Genomic DNA, 22,216 nt, shown 5'->3' with positions numbered 1-22,216 from the left:
CCCCAATAAATCTGGCATGTTTATATTCGCAATAGGATGGATGTATTTTATATACTATATTTTAATTTGCTAACGAGAATTGAATTGTTTAAATATTATGTGTTTATTTTCAGTACGTTAATATCGACCATTACTAGCGGCAAAGTTGTGGTAATGGCGTTTAGTCAAGAAATCCCACCCTACATTTATGAAAAAAATAATAAGGGAATTGAAATTGATATCATTTCTTCTGCTTTGGCATACAAGGGGCATACACTAAAACCTTTGTATTTCCCCTTAGGTCGCGTTCCAATAGCTTTTAGCAATCGTCAAGTAGATGCCGCGATGGGGGATATGGGGGTTAATCTTGCCCTAAAAGGAGGATTTTATGCAGATCCTGCAGTTATTTATGACAACGTCTTTATTACCCTTAAAAGCAGAGATATTTCTATAAAAAATCCTAGTGATTTGGACTCCCTATTGATCGCTTCCTTTCAAGGAGCTGAAATCAGATACCCTGATTGGTTACAGAAAGTAGTTCAAGAAAAAAGGTTTTTTGGCGTCAGCGATCAATTTACGCAAGTAATGTTACTGTATTTAAGACGGTATGATGTAGTGCTAAGTGATCGTTATATTTTTCAGTACTTCGTTGATCAACTGAAATTAAGAGAAAATTTTGAAGCGAAAGAAGTGGTTGAATATTCCTTCAGCGATGTGGAGCCAGCAGATTATCGTCCAATATTCAGGGATGAAATAACACGAAACGATTTTAATTTAGGATTAAAAAAATTAAAAGAAAGTGGGGAATTTCAGAAGATATACGACCGTTATATGAATTTGTAACGTCTGAATGACTAAAAGAGGAGTGAATATTAATCACAATACAAATAAGGCACTTTAAAAGTATGCCAAGTGAATGTCGTACCATCAGACTTTAGCAATTTATTGGTGTTATTTTGTCTGTAGTGCCACAATATTTTTATTGCTTCTAGGGCTTGACTTAAAGCTAGCACAACACAGAAATCAATGAGAGGTTCAAGTCGTTGTCCTCCAAGAACTTAATATCTCAAGCAATGAAGAAAGCTTATCACCAGATAAATCAATGCAAAGTCATGCTATGAGTTTGAGAGTTTGAGAGTTTGAGAGTTCGAAAAATACGCGGTAACGATAAATCTGACATTGCTCAGAGCAAATAGAAAAATTTCTATTTAATTCCTCTGTATTCCTTTATTTTAGGTGGCTGAAATTCCACGGATAAGAAAACAACAAAAAATAAAAATCATTTTTTTCTTATTTACGATACGTTTTAATTATCTGTACCGGTTTTTATTGAGCTACAGCTAAATCAAAATTTCAATAGCTGTCTGCTCAATGTCAGATAAATACCTAAAAAGAATAGATTTACTCAGCAGGTAACTCTGATGTTATCACCCAATAATAATTAAACTCCTTCATTTTTTTCGAGAAATTATCGAACTGTAATGGCTTAGAGATATACCCACTAGCGCCTAATCGATAACATTCCTTTATCTCTGGTGCTGCGCTTGATGTGCTAATCATTACCTCTGGTATGTCCTAAAAATTATTATCTCGCTTGATGATTTCTAAGCAAATGAGTGTGTGAATAATTTAACTAACTACTACACACTTCACAGCTTGCCTTTTTAGGCACTTTAAATGTTTGCCAAGTAGCTGTCATGCCATCAAACATCATCAATTTATTGATATTACTTTGCCCATAGTGACACAACACTTTAATAGCTTCTAACGCTTGCATAGCACCAATTATCCCCACTACGGGGGACATGACACCTGACTCAATACAACTTAAATTCTGTTCGCCAAAATAAGCACTGATGCAAGCATAACAGGCAGAACGCTGTTGCGGCACTATGCTCATTAGCTGTCCTTCCATGCGAATAGCTGCACCTGAAATCAGAGGTGTACCTGACTGATAACACGCTTGATTGAGGATGTTTCTGCTGGTCAAATTATCAGTACAATCTAATACCAAATCGAGTGATTTTATAAGGTTAAGATAGTCATCTAAATCAAGACGTTTTTGTATAACGTTGATTTTAACATCACTGTTGAGTTGTTCTAATGATGCCTTAGCCGACACACACTTATTTACGCCTACATCAGTTTCACCATGCAACACTTGACGCTGTAGGTTGGTTTTTTCAACGTTATCATTATCGATTAATGTTACTTCGCCAACACCGGCGGCTACCAAATACTGCGCAGCGGCGCAACCTAAGCCCCCTACCCCAACAATAAGTATTTTGGCGTTAAGTAGGACTTCTTGTTTATCTAAATCGAAGTTAGGCAACACAATTTGCCGGTTGTAACGCATGGCTTGTTCGGTGGTGAGATGTTTTTTGGGCACGTCTTAGTATTGTCGTTGTAATGAATGGGAATTGATTTGTATCATTTGAGAGAGGTTCACGCAATCACCGACTGCTTATCCTGATAAAGCATCACACTAAATACAATCATTTAAATTTACACAATTAACTCATAACTTTCCAAGCTAAACCTCAATCTGAGTCCAGTGATTATCGGTAACTTAGGGCTATTAGTTTGATTGCATAACGATACCCAAACACCTCAAAGTGGCGCTTACAAACTTGCATCAGGGCCGTTCTTCGATGCTTGCTTGACTGGATGCTCATTTACTTCTTCTTCAATAACGCGCAACTCGTCGATATGTGCTTCTTAGATAAATAGTTATAGACAGCAAAGCGGAACATTGTGCCCAGTGTGAACATCCTGCCCAACAAAAAATCCAACGTCTGCGAAGAATAATATCAGCACTAGTTATTCCTTTAGTCTACTTAACATTTTCACCGCCGAGCGAATTCATCTCATTTTGAAGCATTAACTCATTATTAACTTTCGTCTGTATATCATACGCTCAGAACTTGACTGCAATTGATTAATAAAGCTTGCGATGGCCTTTTTGAATGGCTTTATCGGACAACAGTTTGCATGCACGTTGTGCAATGACACTTGATAATAGCTTTGAACCAGCACATGTCACCTTAAATGTTAACTACCATACGCAGCTTCGAATCAGGGAAATTATGTTTATTGAAAACTCATCTAGTGACAAACAAACCTTGCTCAGGCTAGTGAAATATTTTGCACCGCATAAGGTCATGCTATTGATTGCTATTGTTGGTCTTGTCGGGTTTAGCATTGTTGATGCTGGAATGATTTATTTTATTCAACCGCTAATAGACGAGGGATTGGCTAAGTCTGATGGGAATGTACTTAAGTTAGGCGCGTTATTAGTCATCGTCATTTTTATGCTTCGAGGTGCTGCTAGCTTTATATCTAACTACTGTATGGCTTATATCGGCAGTAAGATAACGTTTACTGTCAGGCGCCAGGCGTTTAGCCACTTGCAATATTTACCTTTGGATTTTTTCCAAAAGCATAATGCCGGGAAATTGATATCAAAAATAACCTACGACGCTGAGCAAATTTCCAAAGCCACGTCAGAAGTCTTCATTGTCTGCATTAGAGAGAGTCTAATCGTTTTGGTTTTACTGGGCATAATGTTCCACTCAAGCTGGCAATTATCATTGATATTTTTGATTGTTGGTCCTGTCATAGGATTAGCCATCAATTATGTATCTAAACGTTTTAAACACATCAGTTTAAATATGCAAAATGCAATGGGGGAAGTAACACGGCATACGGAACGCTCCATAAGTAGCCATAGAGAAGTCTTAGCATTTGCCACGCAGAGCCTTGAAAGTTCACGATTTAGTGAAGCTAATAATAATAATCGCCGGCAATATATGAAGCTCGCAACAACGTCAGCAATAAGCAATCCAACTATTCAACTCATTGCGTCTTTAGCAATAGCCGGTGTGCTTTGGTTAGCAAGTCTTGACGCTGTAATAGGCCAGACCAGTGCAGGGGCGTTTACCACAACATTAGTCGCCATGGGCTCTTTGCTTAGACCGTTAAAGCAACTGACCAATATTAATCAATCTTTACAAAGAGGTTTAGTCGCCGCTAGCAGCCTTTTTAGTGTGCTTGATGAGCCTGTTGAAACTGATTCTGCAAAGCAACAGATTAGGTCTTTTAGCAAACATATAAAAGTGCGCAATCTCAATTTTTCCTATTCGGGTAATAGCCAGCTGGTCCTAAAGAATGTGAGTTTCACTTTAAATAAAGGTCAAACAATCGCATTAGTTGGAGAGTCTGGCAGCGGCAAATCGAGCATAGCAAACCTACTGATGAGATTTTATATTACGCAAGAGCCACATATTAGCATTGACGATATTCCCTTAAATCAATTGTCATTAAATAATCTAAGACAACAGTTTTCGCTGGTCTCTCAGCAAGTTGTTTTGTTTAACGACAGCATCGCTGCGAATATTGCATATGGATGTCATCAATCTGTCACAACTGGCGAGATTGAAGAGGCAGCAAGAGTCTCAGATGTATGGGGTTTTGCTGAAAAGTTACCTGAAGGATTAGACACCTACATCGGAGAAAATGGCGGCCTATTATCTGGAGGACAAAGGCAACGGATTGCGATTGCCAGAGCGATCCTTAGGGATGCTCCAATACTTATTCTGGACGAGGCCACTTCAGCACTCGACACTAAATCAGAAAACAGGATCCAACAAACACTGTCTACATTACAGCAACACAAAACCACAATCGTGATTGCTCACCGGCTAAGCACGATACAGAATGCTGATCAAATACTGGTAATGGAAAATGGCAGTGTTTGTGAACAAGGAACTCATCAAGAATTATTGTTAATAAAGGGCGCTTATTATCATCTTTATCAGCAACAGTTTCATGACTTAACGAGTTAGAAAGCACTAAAGCTATTAGCTTACTCTTCACACCTTTAACCATTTTTTAAGACAGAGGATCGGAACTACTTATGAACGAAATTGACACTCGCCTATTAGAATTTAATGATTTTTTCACAGCAGTAGCCATAATCGGTTTTATCTTTTATGTACTTACGGTTATTGAATCAATCTTCGACGTTGCAACCAAGCGACGGCTAGAGTGGAAGCAAACGATGGCGAATGTGACCATCGAAATCGGTAATCGTATTCTAGATAACACGGTAATAAGCGCAATTTTCATCATTGGATTTATCACTACTGAGCAGTTCGCATTCTCAACCATTCCAGTGACCTGGTGGAGTTGGTTACTCGCAATTATCGCTGTCGATTTCACGTATTACTGGATGCATAGAATTGAACATGAACGACGTATCCTCTGGGCTGTACATAGCGTTCACCATTCTTCACAAGAGTACAATTTAACCACCGCACTTCGTCTATCTTGGCTTGAAAGTTTATACGAATGGATATTTTTTGTTCCCTTGCTTCTCATAGGGTTCGATGCAATACAGGTTTTAGCGTCATTATTTGCTGTAGTGCTCTATCAAACATGGATCCATACAGAAAAGGTAGACAAACTCGGATGGCTCGACGGCGTTCTTAACACACCATCAGTGCATCGGGTTCACCACGCCACAAATGCACATTATATTGATAAGAATTATGGAGGTATTTTAATACTCTGGGACAGGCTGTTCGGAACGTATCAATTTGAAAATGAAAAACCAGTTTATGGCCTCACCACTCAACTTAAATCCTCTAACCCTTTCACTATCAATTTCAGAGAATTCCGTACAATATATAAGGAAGTAATTCGCGCCGAGAGTGCATCGCATAAAGTCAGTTATGCATTAGGACGCACGGGTTGGAAACCAAATGAGCTTTTGCAAAAGACTGAGGGTGAATAGACGCATGAATCGTTTAGTGGTGGTACTTATGGCCTGCATATCGATGTCTTTCGCTAAGGCCGAATCAGTCGAATTTCAAAATGGTGAGGATTCACTTTTAGGGCACTATTTACAACCTGACAACGGTAAACCAAAGGCCGTCATTCTTTTTGTGCATGGAGATGGGCCCCTAGATTATGAAGCTCATGGCTATTATCCACTTATATGGAAACGACTCTTAAAACAGGGGTTTGCTATTTTTAGCTGGGATAAGCCCGGTGTTGGCAGTTCAACTGGGAACTGGTTAACACAATCGATGCAAGACCGGCAACGGGAAGTTCAGTCGGCGATTAACGTTATTCAAAAGCGTTACGGCTATTCAGGCACTCAAGTTGGACTTATTGGTTTTAGTCAAGCCGGTTGGGTCGTGCCAGCTTTAGCTAAAAACAACCCAGATGTGGGATTTATGATAGGGATTGGCTAGAACAAAGCTGGTACCTTACTCGCGTGCGGCTAATGCAAGAAGGCGCGAATGAAACAGTCATTAATGCTGCCTATGCATCACATATCCAAGAGATTGAGTTCTTAGAGCAAAAACCCAGCTACGACTTATATCTCAAGCAATATGGACTTAAGGCCAAGCAAATGACCAAGTCTAGATATGGATTTATATTAAAAAACTCAAGTGTTAATGCGACACAAGATTACGTCGGACTAAAACAACCCATGTTATTGTTACTTTGGGATAAAGACCTAAACGTGGATATTGACAATACAAAATCAGTGGTCGAAAAGTTAGTTGATGAGCAACATAACATACAAATTACTATCATTAACAATGCAACTCACGGCATGCTTGATGCTAAACATTTTAATCAACAATGACCCGGTCTTGCCTTTTTATTTAAACTAATTTGGAAGGGAGACAAAGCCGTAGCGCCAGAATTCAATCATGTCTTAGATGAATGGTTAAGTCGTCAGAACAGGTTGTTATCCAACTAAGTTAGTCGCCCCAAGTCCCACAGAAATAGACAGTAAACCAAAGGTCAAAGAGTGCTTTAGTTGTCCAGACCATTGCCTGTTAGCTGCATGTTTGGGCGTATTTCGCTGGTTGTGAAGTATTAGTTGCGCAATTATAATTATAGGATCCATTGTTGCCTAACATCGACTTGAAGTGTTGGACTCATCAACCGAGAATCTTTGACTTAAAAAGACTGCTTTATTCTAAAAGTAAATTTATATAACAATCACTTTGAAAAACCATACTTTGCATTAGATTAATAGGTGGTTAAGCTTTTCACATAATTATATTTAAGTATTGACCGCTCACTCAATTATTTCTAAATAAAACCACTAGATTTATCTTTTACTGACCTATTAACCATTCATTAACTCAATCATTTATAGAATGCTATTAATCAAATAAGGAGTACTCAGTGGAATATATTCAACAGTTAAAAGGTGTGTTGTCAGAAATTTTAAATATAGACACGTCAAAATTTATAAGTAGTACAAAGTTATTGGGTGAAATTAGTGAGCTTGACTCGATGTCTATTGTTTTACTCTTGATAGAAATAGAAAAACGTTTTGTATTAAAAGTTGATATCGAACATCTAGAAGCTCAGCACTTTGAAACGTTCGGTAGCTTAACATCGTTGATTAAAAATCCACCAGCTATATGAACAACCTAACCCTATCTCAAAAAATCGCAGCTAAAACGATAGTCATGATCATTTTCTTATTTAAGTTAGGAAATAGACAGACCAGAAAAAAAATTGCGTTTGGAATTGCCCGAATAATATTTGCTCTATCACCAAAAACAAGAAAACGTTCTATCAATAATCTACGCGTGGCGATGACTGATCAAAGCAGTGAAGACAGAATACAATATTTGGCAATTACCGCTTATCAGCATATCGTTTTTGGAGTTTTAGAAATTTTTTGGTTTGAAGACCTTGAATATACTTTTGAGATGGATAAAGAAACCAAGGCGATAATTGCATCAGGTGTTCCTCTTAGCATTGCGACCATGCATCTTAGTTGTTATGAAGCCGTTCCATTTGCATTGCAAAAGCTAACAGGAAGAGTAACTACACTTTCGAAGGTGCCTAAATTCGCTGCTGGCTTATTTAGTCTCTATGCGAAAAACGGTGTTTGTTGTGTGGATAAATCTCAAGCGGGCGCATTCTTTTCTTTGCTAAGAAAAATTAGCTCAAATGGTGTGGTTTGTTTGCATTCGGACCACTTTGGAAGTGATACAGACGTTGAATTTTTTCAGAAAAAAACCGGCGCTCCCGCAGGCCCAGTTATGCTTTCAGCCTATGCAAAAACGCCATTGCTTGTTGCTTACGCCGTATTAGAAAAAATAACACTTATACAATCCATCTTGAAACGGTTTCTGAATTTCCCATAGGACAATCACCCAAAGCGTTTCAATTCGCAATGCAAACAATATATCGACAGTTCGAAACCATCATTCTCACATACCCAGAGCAGTGGTGCTGGTTTTACAAAAGATGGCGATAGAGCCGCATATCTTTTGATGTAACGCCAACTCAAACGTATTTAATTACACACTTACAACGTTATTAGTATATTAGGTTTTCAATGATAAAAACAATTCATCAGCTGGTAAAAGTGCAGGCACAGATACGGCCCGATTGCCCTGCTATAGGCGAGAAGAAACGATGGTTAACATACACACATTTAAACGAGGAAATAGAAACTCTCGCGCGTTCTTTCTTATCGTTAGGTCTGAATAAGTCCGAAAGAGTGGCTGTTTTCTTACCAAAATGCTTTGAAAGCGTCATTAGTATTTTTGCTACAAGCGCTGCTGGAGGGATATTTGTTCCAATCAACCCGATACTTAAACCATTGCAAGTAGGGCATATTCTGTCCGACTGTTCAGCAACCATTCTTATAACAAACAAGTCACGATATGACACCTTAAAGTCGGTTTTACCCAAGTCCATAAAAGGTATTGTGATAACAGATGATAGCAACGAATACCCAAGTTCCTCATCAGTTTTATCGTGGTTTCAACTACACACACTTTCGCTGCGTAATCCCTCTCTTCCAGACATCCTGGAAAGTGACACCGCTGCAATATTCTATACATCAGGAAGTTCAGGCCCAGCGAAGGGTGTCACATTAACTCAGCGTAATTTAATTCTTGGTGCACAAAGTGTTGCTCAGTACCTAGATAATTCTTCATCTGATCGCTTGTTACTTGCATTGCCCATCAGTTTTGACTACGGCTTTAGTCAATTAACTGTTTCGTTTTTATCAGGCGGTAGCTGTTATTTATTTGAATACTTGTTTGCAAAAGAGTTGATAAAAGTTGTGCAACAACAGTCTATTACAGGGCTTGCTTTAGTCCCTACAGCATGGAATCAACTTGCCAATCTGGAGTGGCCAAAAGCAGCCTCTCAAAATCTGCGATACATAACGAATTCTGGAGGCGCCTTACTAGAAGACATTTTAAAAAAACTTCTAAAACAAATGCCAAACGTTAAGCCTTTCTTAATGTATGGGCTGACAGAATCTTTTCGTTCTTGTTTTCTTCCGCCAGAACAAGCTTTGAAGCGCCCTACTTCTATCGGTAAGGCTATACCCAATGCGAAAATTTTTATTATAAATGTAAATGGTGAAGAATGTGAACCACATGAGCAAGGAGAATTGGTTCATGCTGGACCACTTGTAGCCCAAGGGTATTGGGGAAACAAAGAAATGACTGAACGCAGATTTAAAGCAACGCCAAATAGACTTAAAGAATTACCTAGCGAACAGTTGGCAGTGTGGTCAGGTGATATTGTTACCAAAGACGAAGAAGGTTTCATATATTTTGTTGGACGTAATGACGACATGATCAAAACGTCTGGATATAGAGTGAGCCCAAACGAAATTGAAAGTGTGATCTGTAAACATAATTCTGTAGCAGATATTGTTGTATTTGGCGTACCACACAAACAATTAGGCCAAGGTATTGTTACCCTAATAACAGTCAAACCTGATGTGCAGACTAGCGATTTACTTCTATCTATTAAACGTTTTTGCGGCTTACACCTGCCTAATTATATGACCCCACATCACATAGATTTTTGTTTAGAAATACCCAGAAACCCCAATGGGAAACATAATAAGACTCTACTTAAGAAACAGTATCAAAATGTTTTTCAGGAGATATTTTCTAAACATGGGGGCCTAAACATGCGTGAGTCTAAACAAGGGATGTCTGCTAAAAAGGGAGTGACCGTAAATGTTATCAATCAATAAAAAAGACAATCAACTTGTTTTTGCAGGTAAAACGCCCAGTGACTTGGAGCATATAGCCGGGGGTACACCCTGTTATATATATGATCGCAATCAAATTAAAAACAACATCATAGCGTTGAAAACCTTACTACCGAAAAAGATAAAGCTACATTATGCAATCAAAGCCAATCCGATGCCTAACTTGGTTGCACATGCTGCTAATTATCTTGATGGCTTAGATGTAGCCTCTCATCAAGAGTTGTTAACCGCATTAAGTACCGGCATAGAGCCCGGCAAGGTCAGTATCGCAGGACCAGGAAAAACCGAAAAAAGTCTACTGGCGGCGATTATTTCGGGTGTTGTCATCAATGTAGAATCAAAAACAGAATTGATTCGAATTCAAAAAATAGCAAGTTTACATAAAAAACAGGCTAACGTTGCATTTCGAATCAATCCTGATTTTGAACTTAAGGGAGCCGCCATGAAAATGTCTGGAGGTCCTAAACAGTTTGGTATCGATGCGGAGGTATTTGCTGAAACTTTTTCGATGGTGAATGAGCAATCAATAAATTTCGTTGGATTTCATATTTTTAGTGGTTCCCAAAATTTATCAGTTGACGCACTGTTGGAGTCTTACCGAAAAGCATTGGAATTAGCTTTTGTATTATCTGAGCAAATCAATGTTTTGCCCAAGCAAATTAATATTGGCGGTGGGATTGGTGTTAGCTATCATAGTGATCAAGTACCGGTAGATATTAAGCGTTTGTGCTTGGGGTTACATGAATTATTAGATGAATTGGCTACCAAGTTGGTCGATACAGAGGTCCATTTAGAATTAGGTCGGTTTTTAGTCGCAAATGCGGGTATGTATTTATGTAAAATAGTTGACATTAAAGAGTCAAGAGGCAAAACCTTTTGGGTATGTGATGGGGGGATGCATCATCATCTGGCCAACTCTGGTAATTTAGGGCAGGTATTTAGAAAAAATCATCCCGTTTTTCTGGCAAATTGCATAGATTCGACACTAACCCAACATGTCGATATTGTAGGTCCTTTATGCACTCCACTAGATATTATTGCATCCAACATATCCCTCCCAATGAGTGAAATAGGAGGTTACGTTGCAGTTATGTTATCAGGGGCATATGGCGCGTCAGCCAGTCCTCAAGGGTTCTTAAGCCAAGGTGAAGCTTTGGAAATGCTTATCTAAAGTGCATATTAGTTATATTAGTTGCAAGTAGGTTACGTTTTATCTGTCGGTGGCAATAGTCAGAACAAGTACAACACATAAATGTGACAAGCTTTCTGTGACTCTTGCCAATATAAAGCATGAAACATTAATATAAAATAATGGTGATAATATGAATTTAAGAGTGCTTTTAGTTGAAGACAATATTGATTTAGCCAATAGTATTTTGGATTTTTTTGCACTCGAAAATATCATACATGACTTCGCTGGCAATGGTAATACTGGGCTTTCTTTAGCAAGCAGCAACGTTTATGACGTTTTGGTGTTGGATGTGAATTTACCTGGTATCAATGGCTTAAAGGTTTGCTCACAATTAAGACTCAAGGGTAATGATGTTCCGGTGCTGATGTTAACAGCAAGAGATAGTCTGTCTGACAAGCTGGAAGGTTTTGATTCTGGCGCTGATGATTACTTAGTCAAACCCTTCGCCTTAAGCGAATTATTAGCCAGAATATACGCGTTATCAAAACGAAAAAGTGGGCTCAGTAAGTTTTTCAAAGTGGATGACCTCGAGATGAATATTCAAACAAAGTCCGTTACTCGGGGAGGTATAAAGTTGGAACTAACGCCTATTTGTTGGACGATTTTAGAAGTATTAATGCGTCATTCACCCAACCTTGTGCCGAAAGAAGCATTGCTTGTTGCTATCTGGGGGGAAGAACAGCCAGATAGTGATAACTTGAAAGTACACATTCACAAACTTCGACAGGTTTTAGGGCAAGGGCCAACGCTTATTCACACAATACGAGGGCATGGTTTTGCTATTAGAGAACAGTAACTGGAGTGTTAAAAACTACGTTTTATCCGTAAGCATAATAATCGTCTCGACTTTATTGGTATTTTTTATTTGGAAAGGGACGACGATTTTTGATAAAGGCACCGACATTCCAATCATCTTTATGATGGACTCAATGTCTGAAAACTATATTGCTGAATATCAGTTAGACCGCTCTACTCCAATACCCAAAGATGAAGACTTTGTATTTTATGTTGAAACCGAACAAATGCCACAATACTTGGCTTTGTATATTAACAACAATGCTTCATGGGTTGGTTTTAGGTCTATTGAGCTATCCAATCGTGACTACTTAATTGGACGGACAAAGCTAAATGCAGATGAATTTCTGACGATTGTTTATCATAAAACCGAAAATTCAGAACTTTCAATATCAATCAACACTTATTTAAATGAGGCTTTTGAACCTATTTTATGGGCTGTGCTTGTCACGTTTATTCTATCTATTTTCATGATTGTGTATATGACGTTAAAATTTATTCGTCCACTTAGAGAGCTAAAAGATTGGACATCACAATTAAACAAAAGCAATAAAATTACCAATGTACCCAATTTTACATTTGAAGAACTTAATGGACTTGCTAACACTTTGGCAGAATCATTAAATGAAAATTTACGTTTGATTGAGAAAGATACGTTTTTTATCAGAGCGGCTAGTCACGAATTAAGAACGCCAATAGCTGTTTCTTCAGTAAATATTGAGCTTATGAATATGTATTCAGAAATCCAACATGTTTCTCCAAAACTCACGGTACCATTATTAAGAATAGAAAATGCAGTGAAGGACATGCAGCAGCTTTCAGAAACACTGCTTTGGTTAGATCACGATGGAGGCTCATCTATTGAATCAACGCAGTTTGATTTACGCTCAACCATCCACTCCATTGTTGCTGATAGCCGTTATCTTTTGAAAAACAAAAATGTGGATGTTGTGATCAATTGTGAAAATAGCAATATCTGTTGTAACTTTCCCTCGTTCAAAATAGTGTTGGGCAACATAGTAAGAAATGCCATGCAGTACACAATTAGCGGTAGAATTGAGATCGATCTAGATGAACGAATGGCTCTGATAAAAAATGTAGATAGAAACGAAACTTTTGTTAATGCGGTTAATCCGGATAGTACGGATAATTCCGACTATGGTTATGGCTTAGGGTTAATACTGGTTGAAAAGATTTGCAATAAAGGACATTGGAAATACTCAACAAGTAACATTGTTGGCGGCAGGGAAGTTAAAATATTGTTTAAGTAGTATGTAAGACTGAGGAAATCCGACCAATGCATTCTGCTGTGGTAGTAAGTGCAACATTAAAGTGAATAATCATGAACCTTGTATATAGGTATTCCATAACCATGCTCCCCATCATGGTTTACGTTTTATAATAAAGTCCCCACTGTTGCTGTTTGTTTTGAGCTCAAAAAAATAGGGGATGTGGTTTTCATTGACCGCAAGCCAAATATTAAGAGGTGCGCTGTTTTCTGAAGTAAGAGTGTAGTGATGGGTAGGTACTTCATCCCCGCCCAAAGTTTTCACATCAAGTCCTCTGTATTCAGTTTTCATTTGTGTAATTGAGGTTGTTTCAATGTCTAATAACTGTATTTTGGCGGGTAACGTTTGTTGATGAATTGACCAGTACTTTGGCAGGTTGGCTATTGTGGTGTGATGTAAATTTTTAGGGACACGTATACTTGTTGGTCGAGCTTTTGTATCCGCGAGCAGAAGTTGTGAAAGTCCGAGGACTTCGCTTGCCTTGGGAATGAAATCATCTAACACTGCAATGGAAAAACCAATTAGATCGCTCTCCTCTTGTTGCGCTAAATCTTTTATTTCTGAAAAACTCATCCAAAGATCGGCACCCAAGCTATCGATTTTTGACCAATAGGCTTTTGTTTGATCGAAGGTCTTTTTATCTGCGCTAATAAGATTATTTTCAAGGGAATACATTTCATTTGTTGTTGAGCGGAGGTTTATTTCATCCCAGTCACTGCTTTTTTGGATCGTGGTGCTCTCTAAAATTTGATATCCACCTTGTGGTTTTTTTATGATCTGAAGCAGCATGTCTCCGACATCTTCGCCTTGCAAAAAAATATCATAATTAAATGTTGGGTGTACTTTACCCGCTGCTGCTAGTGCTTGGATTGGTGTGGCGGCAATAAGTATTGCAGCAAAAATAGATGGCCTAAACATGATGTCTTCCGGTTTTATCATAGTGCTCCTACTCACGCAGAATAGGTACTGGTTAAATTATAATTTTTTTTGTTGTTGCGATTACATTGCTGATTAAGCTGGCTGGCGCTGTTATTTCGCCACTTCTCGAAAGACCCATTCCAATGGGCCAACGTCAAAAAATTTAAGCCAAACAACACTGAAAGCGACACCACTTGCACAAAATATCAACGCGCTAAGTAAGGAGAAATCTATACTTTGGTTTTCTAATCGTCCAATAGACTCAAGGAAACCCATGCCTACAATGATATGCGCAATATATAAGGTAAGAGATAGTTGCCCTGTTTGATAAAGATACTGGGTGATCTTTGTTTCAGAGAATCGCTCTGATAAATATAGACACGCTATTAACACTAAAACGGCAGAACTGCCCGCAGACACTATGTACTGGGGTAAGGGAGGAATAATAGACGTGGAAAACAGGAATATGATTTCTTCAGACGTCATTGCTGATCCGCCTGCGTCGTTGAGCATGTTTCTTAAATAATAAAAACTACATTCAGTGATAACTAAAGTCATCAGAGCCCCTACAAACAATTTTTTTCTTGCTAACTTTACGGAAAGGTCTTGCCTGCCCAGCCACATACCAAAAGTCAAAAAAGCGGCCCATGGAAAGACTGGATGAAAACCGTTAAAAAATATATGCCGTATCATTCCATCAACCGACCAAAAATTATTATACGTTAATGTTTCCCAATCCCAGTTCTGTTCGAAATTAAACAGCAGCATCAACACTGGAAAAATCATCACGATGATCATCGTTATCCACAATAAGGACTTCTCTTGAAACATAAATATAGCAGCGGCAAATAAGAAATAGAAACCATAGAAATGAAGAATGTCGGCTTCCCAAATTGGCGTAAATAGAAGGCCAATGACCACCAGTAATAAACCACGTTTTATCACGGAAATTCGGGTTTTTAATACCAACGTATTATCAGCAGAATTTATTGCTTTAGCGGTTAAAAAGGTTATACCCACACCAGCTAGCATCACAAACAAAGCAGATGCACGCCCTTCAAGCAGCGTTGCAAAATTCATTAGAAATGGATGACCCGTTTCAGCACTCATTGCGACTTTAAAGTTAACAATAACCATGCCGAATAGCGCTAAAGCTCTTGCGAGATCATATCCTGTAACCCTTTGCTTCATCTAAATACCTCTTAAACATGAGCCCTACTAACAGGGTAATAAAAACCGAATGACCTTGTGAGAAGATAAAGAATCGCCAACTGTATTTTTCATTCTTCTCGACTTACGCTCGGATAACCGTCAACCATAATTTATGGGCAGATTGAAATTACCCGGTAAGAGATAACGTCAATACAAACATGCTACATCGAGTTAAGTTAACAGGCGGTTAATTGGGTTTACAGTTTCACCTGTAACGAGAAATTTAGGTCTTTGGTGTGAGATAGCTAATGACTGTTAGTAATCTGAAATTGGAATTATATCAGTCTGGCATTTAGCCATGTTAATCTTAGTTAAAGCAGCACTCCATGAGCTATAGGTAAAACAATGTATATAAGCATAACAATAGTCACTTCCGAGACTCTGGCAAACAGCTATTTAACGTAGACCCGTTATTAATAATCTTCTGTGTGACCTATAAACGCTATTTAAAACAACAAAACTTTATTACCTTGTCGCTGATTGATATTCGATATGAAAGAGTAAGGCTATGCTTATTATTGGTCTTAAGTGGCATAATGAAAATAGTTTATACATTAATGACAGGCGTACATTTACCTACACTTTAGTACACTGATATACGTCATTTTTATTCTGTTACTATATTCTCGTTTCACTTTAAAAATATTATTGGAAAAAAATTTGTGAAAGTCTTTATTAGATTATTATTAGTGTCACTGTTTGTTATCAGTATATTCAATGCTTCTCATTCAGTCGCAGGTGGAGAAGCTAATAGCAGTAATACAGGGAATATTAGAGACGGCGCATACTTTGATATCGGCTTAGGTTATCGTTATAAATCAGATCCGTTTTTATTTGATGATGATTCAAATGGCTCTGGTTTAGCTTTATTCGCTAATGGTAGATATCAAAAATATGGATTATTTATAGAACTCCCGCGTGGCACATCTAAACAACAATCAACAATCATATCATTTGGGTATAACTTTCTTAATACTCAGAACTGGTCATATGATCTTCAGGTTGCGATGAATCATCCTCAATTAGAGCACCAACTACCAATATCCCAAGATGTAAGTACAAGAATAAGTCATTCAAAATTAGGCCTACGTGTTTTAGGTGATTTTAATAACACTCATCTTAAATTTATTGCTGCTGCTGCTAGCGGAGGTGATGGACTTTATGCATCAGCTTGGCTAAGTCAAAACTACCAATTCTACAACTGGAATTTTTATACCAGTGCAGGTATCGAGTATCGTAACGAAGATGTGGTTAATTTCTTTTATTCGATAAACGAAGTTGGGGGTTTACCTTTATACAAGGGTAAATCAGGCTATGAATATACTGGTCAGGTCGGCTTTGATTATCCAATAAGTAAAGACTGGGTGTTTGAGGGTTTTATGAGAGGCACACTTTTGCCAAGGGGAATTTCAGATAGTCCGCTAGTTGATGAAAATTCTATTATTGAAGCAGGAATATTGGTGAAATATGTATTCTAAGCAAACCTCAAATACGAGCAACCTAAATAGCGGCACCTTTTTACTATCATTACTACTTATCAGCATCAGCACATCTGCTGATGAGGTAACTACTTTACCTAAATTAGCCATACAACCCACACAATGTGTTTCAATGCGTCAAGGGCAAGATTGTTTTGTTAATGTCGATGTTAGTTGGCAGGTTGTCAAAAAAAGTGACTATTGCCTTTACTCAACACAAGTAAGTACCCCACTTAAATGTTGGTCAAATAGCCATATAGGAAATTTTCAAGCAGATATTTTCGTCACTCAAAATGTGACTTTTACCTTAAAGTCACAAAATAATAATGTATATATTATTAGTTCAGTATTGGAATTGGCTTGGGTACACACAACGCAACGTTTGTCTCACTCATCGTGGCGTGTGTTCTAGAAAACACCTTTCACACATCGGTTTTTAAGCTGCAAATAACCAAGCTACAAAACGCTACACTTTTAAATAATTTTGTACGCAATTGTTTTCTTCAGTTCTTTATTATGTATGTAGATTTTTAGATATACATACATAAAGGCATTAACACATGGCTATAACTCACTCATTCAAATTATTATTAACCTGCGTAATGATATTGCAACTAACGGCTTGCGGAAAAAGCTCAAAGGTCATACCTGACCCACTGCCACCCATACCACCACCAGTAGTTGTTAATTATCAGGATGTGATCGACGATCATATATCGACCGATATACCGGGCATTATCCTGCTGGTAGAAACACCACAAACTCGATTTATAGGCAGCGCGGGCGTTTCAAATTTGCAAACACAGCAGGCCATGCAAGTTGGCGATATTATCCCCACAGCCAGTGTCGGTAAAAAAATGATCGCCCTGCTCGCTGCACAGTTAGCCGATGAAGGGCAACTCAATCTGGATGACACATTGGATACCTGGCTCAGCGAAAGTATATTGTCGCGCATTGCTAACAGTCATCAGATGACCTTTCGTCAACTATTAAACCATACTAGCGGCGTATTTAATTACGACGAAATTGACGATGGTGATGCATATATCGACTTATTACTTGATGCGCCTGAAGTGCTTAAAACTGATATCGACTTTATCGAATTAATATTTGACCACCCTGGCTATTTTTTACCTGGCGAAGGTTATCAATATTCGAATTCGGGTTATTCGTTGGCAGGGCTTATTATGGATGAAGTGTTGGGTGAACATCATTCTGTCGCCATGCGAAATCGTTTTTTTAACCCGCTAGGTATGACAGCCACCTATTATAAAGGCAGTGAAGCTTTCGTAGGTGATTTTATATCTGGTTATTTGACCACTGATGACGGTGATGTCATTGATACAAGACCGATGTTAATTAATACCAGTCAGGCCGATTCACCTGTTGTTTCAAGTGTTGAAGACATGGCTACCTTTCTTAAAGCGCTAATAACAGATAACAGTTTTGCCAATGAAACGGTGAAAAGCACTCTGTTTGGCGAAGATAACCTCATTACACAAGGTGCTAATGAAAAATCAGGACTGGGTATTGATATAGCCACAATCGATGGTCATCGAGTTTACGCCCATGCTGGATTAACGTTTGGGTACATGGCGCAAAACGTATACATCGAAGATACAAATACAAGTATCGTCCTGCTTTTTAATTGTGGTAACGGTGGCGTAAACACTTGTTCAACAACTTTTGATGGTTTGATTAAGACAGTGCTGACAAACGAACTTTAGTCACCATTCAATCACTCGGGCTCTCAGTTCAGGCCCTGAGTAATATATATTTTAGCAAGACTAAGCTCGATATTTATAGCCTCAGTCAGCTGCGAGACTTAGAAAATTTTATCTATTGTGTCACTAAAAGGCAGAATAATTTTAATATAAAGAGAGAAAAAAATGATTTTAATTAAGAAATTAACGATAGTAACCTGCTTTTTAGCACTGTCAGCATGTTCGAGTATTAATTCAGCGAAAGTGGCAGAGATGACGGGTAAAAACGGAATGATAAATACCGGCCAAATTGTCAGCATTGAGAGAAAACAAGTAGATGCCAGTTTTTCTAAACGTGCAACAGGCTCTTTAATAGGGCATTTTATTGCTCAAGGCCTAGGCGCTAATAGTGGCTTAAAATTCGCAAGCGCAGTCGTCGGAAGTGCTATTGCCAATAAAGAATATGGTAAGTTTGTAGATTTAATAGAAGTACAATCGACAGTAGGTCAACGTTACAAAACATTCGTGCCAATAGACTATTTTTCTTTAAATGAGCAAGTTGATTTTATAGCTGAGAAAAAAACAATTACTACAATTGCACGCATTAAGCGTAATGCGGAATAAATAGATAAATACCTATGACATTTTTATACTGGCTGACTAACTGCGTTAAGTAACCAGAGTCAGCTAGAAAGGGATTATGTGGTAATCGATACATATTATTGATTGCCAAAAAAACATAACTGATTAGGTTATTTTCTAAGGTTCTGAATAATGCGAAAATGAATCTGATAAACTTATTTATACCATTGTATTGATCGCACTTTAAAGCGAATTCACTTGGCTAATAAAAAATGACAGAAAAACACAGCGACCAGCTTAATAAAACTATCGCACATATTTTGATTGTTGAAGATGACATAAGTTTAGCTCGATGGATGGAAAAATACTTAGCGTTAAAAGGCTTTACTGTTTCGGTAATAACCCGTGGCGATTTAGCGGTTGATTTTATCAAGCAACATAATCCCGACATCGTGGTTCTAGATGGCATGTTGCCAGGCTTAGATGGCTTCGATGTATGCAAAGCCGTAAGGCCTGACTTTACCAACTCAATAATCATGGTAACGGCAAGAGATGAAGAAATAGATGAAGTATTAGGTTTAGATGCTGGCGCCGATGATTATTTAACCAAACCTTTGCGAGCAAGAGCACTTTTAGCCAGGATAGACAAATGTTTAAAACGTCAATCACCCGATACGCTTCAAGAGTCTATATTAGAAGATAACGTTAATAATGACGATAGTATCAAACTAACCCTTGGCAGTTTTATTATTGACTCTCAAGCACGCTCGGTCATTCTTGATGACAAAACAGTGAATATATCTACCAATGAATTCGATTTACTGTGGATACTGGCGCAACATGCCGGTAAAACGGTCACCCGTGATGAGCTGATGATCTTACTGAGGGGGTTTGAATACGATGGTTTTGATCGCTCGGTCGATTTACGCGTCTCAAAATTACGTAAAAAATTAAATGATAATCCCAACCAGCCCTATCGAATTAAAACGGTTTGGGGAAAAGGCTATTTATTTGTAAAGGACGCTTGGTAAAATATGCGTACACTGAGCTTTTCACTTATTCTCGTTGTCATAATATCAACACTCGGATTGGGCTGGTTATTTGATAACATTTATCAACAGTTTTCCTCTCCTGAATTAAATCCAAACACAGCTAATGTAGCCAAACAACTGGGCAGTGATTTAGCACGGGCAGCGAATGAATCGAGCGATGGAAATGCTTTTTTGTCACATTGGCCGAATACAAAGCAATACTCAGTGGTATTGCAAGATGTAAAAGACTCACCTTTACCTCGCGCTTTAATTAAACAAATGAACAATGCAGAGCCTGTAGTTTTAGAGACCATTGACAATATGGCTTACCATTATTTATTGCCCGCTAAAGAACAAATACTTATTTTACGCACCCCAATGTTAAACCCTAAAAACAGCTACTCTGTAACTCAATACATTTGGACGGCTGCATTTTATCTAATATTAATATCTATTTTTCTCCTTTGGGCTTACCCACTTGTTAAACAACTTATGGCACTTAGGTTCGCCGCTAAATCATTTGGCGAGGGAAAGTTAGATGAACGTATATCGCCGAGTTCGATATCTTATATTCGTGATATTGAGCTTGAGTTTAATCAAATGGCTAAGAGAATAGATAGTCTAGTGAGTGATGTGAAAATGCTCAGCACTGCTGTTTCCCATGACTTACGCACACCATTAGCAAGAATAAGGTTTGGTATTGACACCATACAAGAAGTGCATGATAAAACCTTACGAAACGAATTAGAACAACAACTGAGTGACGACGTAGATGAAATGACATCTTTGGTTGAAACACTATTACGTTATGCTCGTCTAGATCAAAACATGTTGAAAATCAAAAAAGAGCCAGTAGATCTTGCGATACTTATTCACAAGTGCATAAGCCGTAAACAATCCGATAACTTAACACTACAGTTTTTGAACAAGCATGATAACAACAGTATTTTAGCTGACTCAAAATATATCGAGATGGTCGTCAATAATCTTATACAAAATGCGATTAACTATGGACGAGGTAAGGTCTTAATCGAGCTTGATTATCATAATAATACCGCCAACATTCACATTTCAGATAACGGTGACGGCATCCCATTAGCGCTCAGAAAGGAAGTGATCAAACCTTTCTTTAGAGCAGAAAATAGAATGAATAACATAAAGGGACACGGAATTGGATTAGCTATCGTAACCAGAATATTAGATTGGCATATTGGAAAATTAGTGATTTCTAATGCCACTGAGTTGTCAGGTAGTAAATTCACTATTACGCTTCCTTCAAATCATTAGGTAGCGAATCTTTTGCAGTTTATACGAAATTATAAAGACACCCATAAAAGAAATTATAAAGACACCCATCGTAATAAATCCAAAAACTATTTTTTGGGGTTGCTCACTATTATGGGTGTCTTGTTAATTCTATTCATGGTTGGTATTCTAATGACAGCAGATCCTTCACAGCAGAAATACGAACAAAGAATTATATTGCTTTATTTTGCTGCTAAAACTCTTCAACACCAACACCCTCTATCATTTAGCCATGTGCCACTAGGAGACATTGCGAAAAATTCACAAATTTCTCAGCGAAATTACACCCAATGGTGATTCAGAATTTTTACAAGCTCATTTTATTTGTTTACCTTATTGATTAGATATATTATCAAGCTTTTTAGCAGTTTTGACAGTCGAGCATAAGGAGAGTCTTAGGCCAATACTTGCTGACAAAACAATAAGTATTTCAGAGTTTAAAAAAACTTTATGGCAGTTGTTAAGCAGACTGGTGGTTTTTTGGCTGTATCGAATACAAATAAGCTAGAGTTATATTGTATTCCAGCAGACGCCTATGCGGACTTTCTTCATAAACTCGAAGATACTGAACTAGGGCAAATTGTAATTTAGCGCATTGGTCAAGAAGGGGTCGAAGTAAGTCTTGGCTAGTTTTAAACGGCTATTTCGTTTTACTATACAATCGAC

The 22,216-nt window shown here is 38.0% G+C and carries 21 protein-coding genes and 1 pseudogene; 18 read left to right on the top strand and 4 right to left on the bottom strand.

Annotated features, from left to right (window positions below):
• Positions 1 to 153 precede the first annotated feature (153 nt).
• A complete protein-coding gene (locus C427_RS08775; RefSeq protein ID WP_148285897.1) occupies positions 154 to 822 on the top strand; it encodes a substrate-binding periplasmic protein in 669 nt (222 codons plus the stop codon).
• Positions 823 to 1,612: 790 nt separating this feature from the next.
• On the opposite strand, the gene moeB is transcribed toward C427_RS08775, so the two are convergent.
• On the bottom strand, positions 1,613 to 2,368 hold the full coding sequence (gene moeB, locus C427_RS08770; RefSeq protein WP_007643354.1) for a molybdopterin-synthase adenylyltransferase MoeB: 756 nt from the start codon (positions 2,366 to 2,368) through the stop codon (positions 1,613 to 1,615).
• A gap of 697 nt (positions 2,369 to 3,065) precedes the next feature.
• Between moeB and msbA the strand changes: the two genes are divergently transcribed.
• From msbA to C427_RS08750, 4 genes are all read left to right on the top strand, one after another.
• Positions 3,066 to 4,823, top strand: coding sequence for a lipid A export permease/ATP-binding protein MsbA (gene msbA, locus C427_RS08765; RefSeq protein WP_007643359.1), 1,758 nt, complete (start codon positions 3,066 to 3,068; stop codon positions 4,821 to 4,823).
• Between the two features lie 71 nt (positions 4,824 to 4,894).
• Positions 4,895 to 5,773 (top strand): sterol desaturase family protein, encoded by an 879-nt coding sequence (locus C427_RS08760; RefSeq protein ID WP_007643361.1) that lies wholly within the window; start codon positions 4,895 to 4,897, stop codon positions 5,771 to 5,773.
• 4 nt (positions 5,774 to 5,777) lie between these two features.
• On the top strand, positions 5,778 to 6,236 hold the full coding sequence (locus C427_RS08755; protein ID WP_015430689.1) for an alpha/beta hydrolase family protein: 459 nt from the start codon (positions 5,778 to 5,780) through the stop codon (positions 6,234 to 6,236).
• 32 nt (positions 6,237 to 6,268) lie between these two features.
• On the top strand, positions 6,269 to 6,637 hold the full coding sequence (locus C427_RS08750; RefSeq protein ID WP_015430688.1) for an alpha/beta hydrolase: 369 nt from the start codon (positions 6,269 to 6,271) through the stop codon (positions 6,635 to 6,637).
• Between the two features lie 105 nt (positions 6,638 to 6,742).
• Here C427_RS08750 and C427_RS26315 read toward each other — a convergent pair whose 3' ends face one another.
• Positions 6,743 to 6,904, bottom strand: a complete 162-nt coding sequence (locus tag C427_RS26315; protein WP_007643362.1) for a hypothetical protein — start codon at positions 6,902 to 6,904, stop codon at positions 6,743 to 6,745.
• A 284-nt stretch (positions 6,905 to 7,188) separates the two neighbouring features.
• Here C427_RS26315 and C427_RS08745 point away from each other — a divergent pair, with 284 nt between their 5' ends.
• The 7 genes and pseudogenes from C427_RS08745 (at position 7,189) to C427_RS08720 (ending at position 13,303) form a co-directional block, all read left to right on the top strand.
• Positions 7,189 to 7,434 (top strand): phosphopantetheine-binding protein, encoded by a 246-nt coding sequence (locus C427_RS08745; protein ID WP_007643363.1) that lies wholly within the window; start codon positions 7,189 to 7,191, stop codon positions 7,432 to 7,434.
• The gene (locus tag C427_RS27325; RefSeq protein ID WP_007643364.1) at positions 7,431 to 8,165 is read left to right on the top strand and encodes a hypothetical protein; all 735 of its coding nucleotides are present in this window, start codon (positions 7,431 to 7,433) and stop codon (positions 8,163 to 8,165) included. The genes C427_RS08745 and C427_RS27325 overlap by 4 nt, the downstream gene beginning before the upstream one ends.
• A pseudogene (locus C427_RS28790) lies at positions 8,084 to 8,278 on the top strand (LpxL/LpxP family acyltransferase); the annotation flags it as partial. The gene C427_RS27325 and the pseudogene C427_RS28790, both read left to right, overlap by 82 nt.
• 81 nt (positions 8,279 to 8,359) lie before the next feature.
• Positions 8,360 to 10,027 carry an acyl-CoA ligase (AMP-forming), exosortase A system-associated gene (locus tag C427_RS08735; RefSeq protein WP_007643365.1) on the top strand — a complete coding sequence of 556 codons (1,668 nt, stop codon included), beginning with the start codon at positions 8,360 to 8,362 and terminating at the stop codon, positions 10,025 to 10,027.
• Positions 10,011 to 11,216, top strand: a complete 1,206-nt coding sequence (locus tag C427_RS08730; protein WP_007643367.1) for a pyridoxal-dependent decarboxylase, exosortase A system-associated — start codon at positions 10,011 to 10,013, stop codon at positions 11,214 to 11,216. Before C427_RS08735 ends, C427_RS08730 begins: the two co-directional genes overlap by 17 nt.
• A 151-nt stretch (positions 11,217 to 11,367) precedes the next feature.
• Complete coding sequence (locus C427_RS08725; RefSeq protein WP_007643369.1) at positions 11,368 to 12,033, top strand: response regulator transcription factor; 666 nt, start codon at positions 11,368 to 11,370, stop codon at positions 12,031 to 12,033.
• A gap of 133 nt (positions 12,034 to 12,166) precedes the next feature.
• Positions 12,167 to 13,303 (top strand): sensor histidine kinase, encoded by a 1,137-nt coding sequence (locus C427_RS08720; RefSeq protein ID WP_007643370.1) that lies wholly within the window; start codon positions 12,167 to 12,169, stop codon positions 13,301 to 13,303.
• 111 nt (positions 13,304 to 13,414) lie between these two features.
• Here the strand turns inward: C427_RS08720 and C427_RS08715 are convergent, their stop codons facing one another.
• Together C427_RS08715 and C427_RS08710 are read right to left on the bottom strand one after the other, a co-directional pair.
• A complete protein-coding gene (locus C427_RS08715) occupies positions 13,415 to 14,260 on the bottom strand; it encodes a hypothetical protein (protein ID WP_007643372.1) in 846 nt (281 codons plus the stop codon).
• A 90-nt stretch (positions 14,261 to 14,350) separates the two neighbouring features.
• Positions 14,351 to 15,430, bottom strand: coding sequence for a DUF418 domain-containing protein (locus tag C427_RS08710; RefSeq protein WP_007643374.1), 1,080 nt, complete (start codon positions 15,428 to 15,430; stop codon positions 14,351 to 14,353).
• A gap of 683 nt (positions 15,431 to 16,113) precedes the next feature.
• Here C427_RS08710 and C427_RS08705 point away from each other — a divergent pair.
• From C427_RS08705 to C427_RS08680, 6 genes are all read left to right on the top strand, one after another.
• Positions 16,114 to 16,929: a MipA/OmpV family protein gene (locus tag C427_RS08705; RefSeq protein ID WP_007643382.1), complete on the top strand. Its 816-nt coding sequence runs from the start codon at positions 16,114 to 16,116 to the stop codon at positions 16,927 to 16,929.
• Entirely contained in the window at positions 16,919 to 17,341 is a 423-nt protein-coding gene (locus tag C427_RS08700; RefSeq protein ID WP_007643383.1) for a DUF3019 domain-containing protein, read from the top strand. The genes C427_RS08705 and C427_RS08700 overlap by 11 nt, the downstream gene beginning before the upstream one ends.
• A gap of 148 nt (positions 17,342 to 17,489) precedes the next feature.
• The gene (locus tag C427_RS08695) at positions 17,490 to 18,656 is read left to right on the top strand and encodes a serine hydrolase domain-containing protein (RefSeq protein WP_007643386.1); all 1,167 of its coding nucleotides are present in this window, start codon (positions 17,490 to 17,492) and stop codon (positions 18,654 to 18,656) included.
• 162 nt (positions 18,657 to 18,818) lie between these two features.
• Positions 18,819 to 19,256: a hypothetical protein gene (locus C427_RS08690; RefSeq protein ID WP_007643388.1), complete on the top strand. Its 438-nt coding sequence runs from the start codon at positions 18,819 to 18,821 to the stop codon at positions 19,254 to 19,256.
• A gap of 230 nt (positions 19,257 to 19,486) precedes the next feature.
• The gene (locus C427_RS08685) at positions 19,487 to 20,245 is read left to right on the top strand and encodes a response regulator transcription factor (RefSeq protein WP_007643397.1); all 759 of its coding nucleotides are present in this window, start codon (positions 19,487 to 19,489) and stop codon (positions 20,243 to 20,245) included.
• Between the two features lie 3 nt (positions 20,246 to 20,248).
• Positions 20,249 to 21,532, top strand: a complete 1,284-nt coding sequence (locus C427_RS08680; RefSeq protein ID WP_007643398.1) for an ATP-binding protein — start codon at positions 20,249 to 20,251, stop codon at positions 21,530 to 21,532.
• Positions 21,533 to 22,216: the final 684 nt, after the last annotated feature.

This window comes from Paraglaciecola psychrophila 170 (assembly GCF_000347635.1).
Classification (GTDB): Bacteria; Pseudomonadota; Gammaproteobacteria; order Enterobacterales; family Alteromonadaceae; genus Paraglaciecola; species Paraglaciecola psychrophila.
This window is presented reverse-complemented; position numbering and strand designations above follow the sequence as displayed.

Bases quoted from the DNA above. Each gene is read 5' to 3' on its own strand.
- C427_RS08730 (WP_007643367.1), top strand. From the start codon at position 10,011: ATGTTATCAATCAATAAAAAAGACAATCAACTTGTTTTTGCAGGTAAA.
- C427_RS08700 (WP_007643383.1), top strand. From the start codon at position 16,919: ATGTATTCTAAGCAAACCTCAAATACGAGCAACCTAAATAGCGGCACC.
- C427_RS08775 (WP_148285897.1), top strand. From the start codon at position 154: ATGGCGTTTAGTCAAGAAATCCCACCCTACATTTATGAAAAAAATAAT.
- C427_RS08710 (WP_007643374.1), bottom strand. From the start codon at position 15,430: ATGAAGCAAAGGGTTACAGGATATGATCTCGCAAGAGCTTTAGCGCTA.
- C427_RS08735 (WP_007643365.1), top strand. From the start codon at position 8,360: ATGATAAAAACAATTCATCAGCTGGTAAAAGTGCAGGCACAGATACGG.
- msbA (WP_007643359.1), top strand. From the start codon at position 3,066: ATGTTTATTGAAAACTCATCTAGTGACAAACAAACCTTGCTCAGGCTA.
- C427_RS08725 (WP_007643369.1), top strand. From the start codon at position 11,368: ATGAATTTAAGAGTGCTTTTAGTTGAAGACAATATTGATTTAGCCAAT.
- C427_RS08680 (WP_007643398.1), top strand. From the start codon at position 20,249: ATGCGTACACTGAGCTTTTCACTTATTCTCGTTGTCATAATATCAACA.
- C427_RS08755 (WP_015430689.1), top strand. From the start codon at position 5,778: ATGAATCGTTTAGTGGTGGTACTTATGGCCTGCATATCGATGTCTTTC.
- C427_RS08685 (WP_007643397.1), top strand. From the start codon at position 19,487: ATGACAGAAAAACACAGCGACCAGCTTAATAAAACTATCGCACATATT.
- C427_RS08750 (WP_015430688.1), top strand. From the start codon at position 6,269: ATGCAAGAAGGCGCGAATGAAACAGTCATTAATGCTGCCTATGCATCA.
- C427_RS08690 (WP_007643388.1), top strand. From the start codon at position 18,819: ATGATTTTAATTAAGAAATTAACGATAGTAACCTGCTTTTTAGCACTG.
- C427_RS08720 (WP_007643370.1), top strand. From the start codon at position 12,167: ATGTCTGAAAACTATATTGCTGAATATCAGTTAGACCGCTCTACTCCA.
- C427_RS08715 (WP_007643372.1), bottom strand. From the start codon at position 14,260: ATGATAAAACCGGAAGACATCATGTTTAGGCCATCTATTTTTGCTGCA.
- C427_RS08695 (WP_007643386.1), top strand. From the start codon at position 17,490: ATGGCTATAACTCACTCATTCAAATTATTATTAACCTGCGTAATGATA.
- C427_RS26315 (WP_007643362.1), bottom strand. From the start codon at position 6,904: ATGGATCCTATAATTATAATTGCGCAACTAATACTTCACAACCAGCGA.
- C427_RS08760 (WP_007643361.1), top strand. From the start codon at position 4,895: ATGAACGAAATTGACACTCGCCTATTAGAATTTAATGATTTTTTCACA.
- C427_RS27325 (WP_007643364.1), top strand. From the start codon at position 7,431: ATGAACAACCTAACCCTATCTCAAAAAATCGCAGCTAAAACGATAGTC.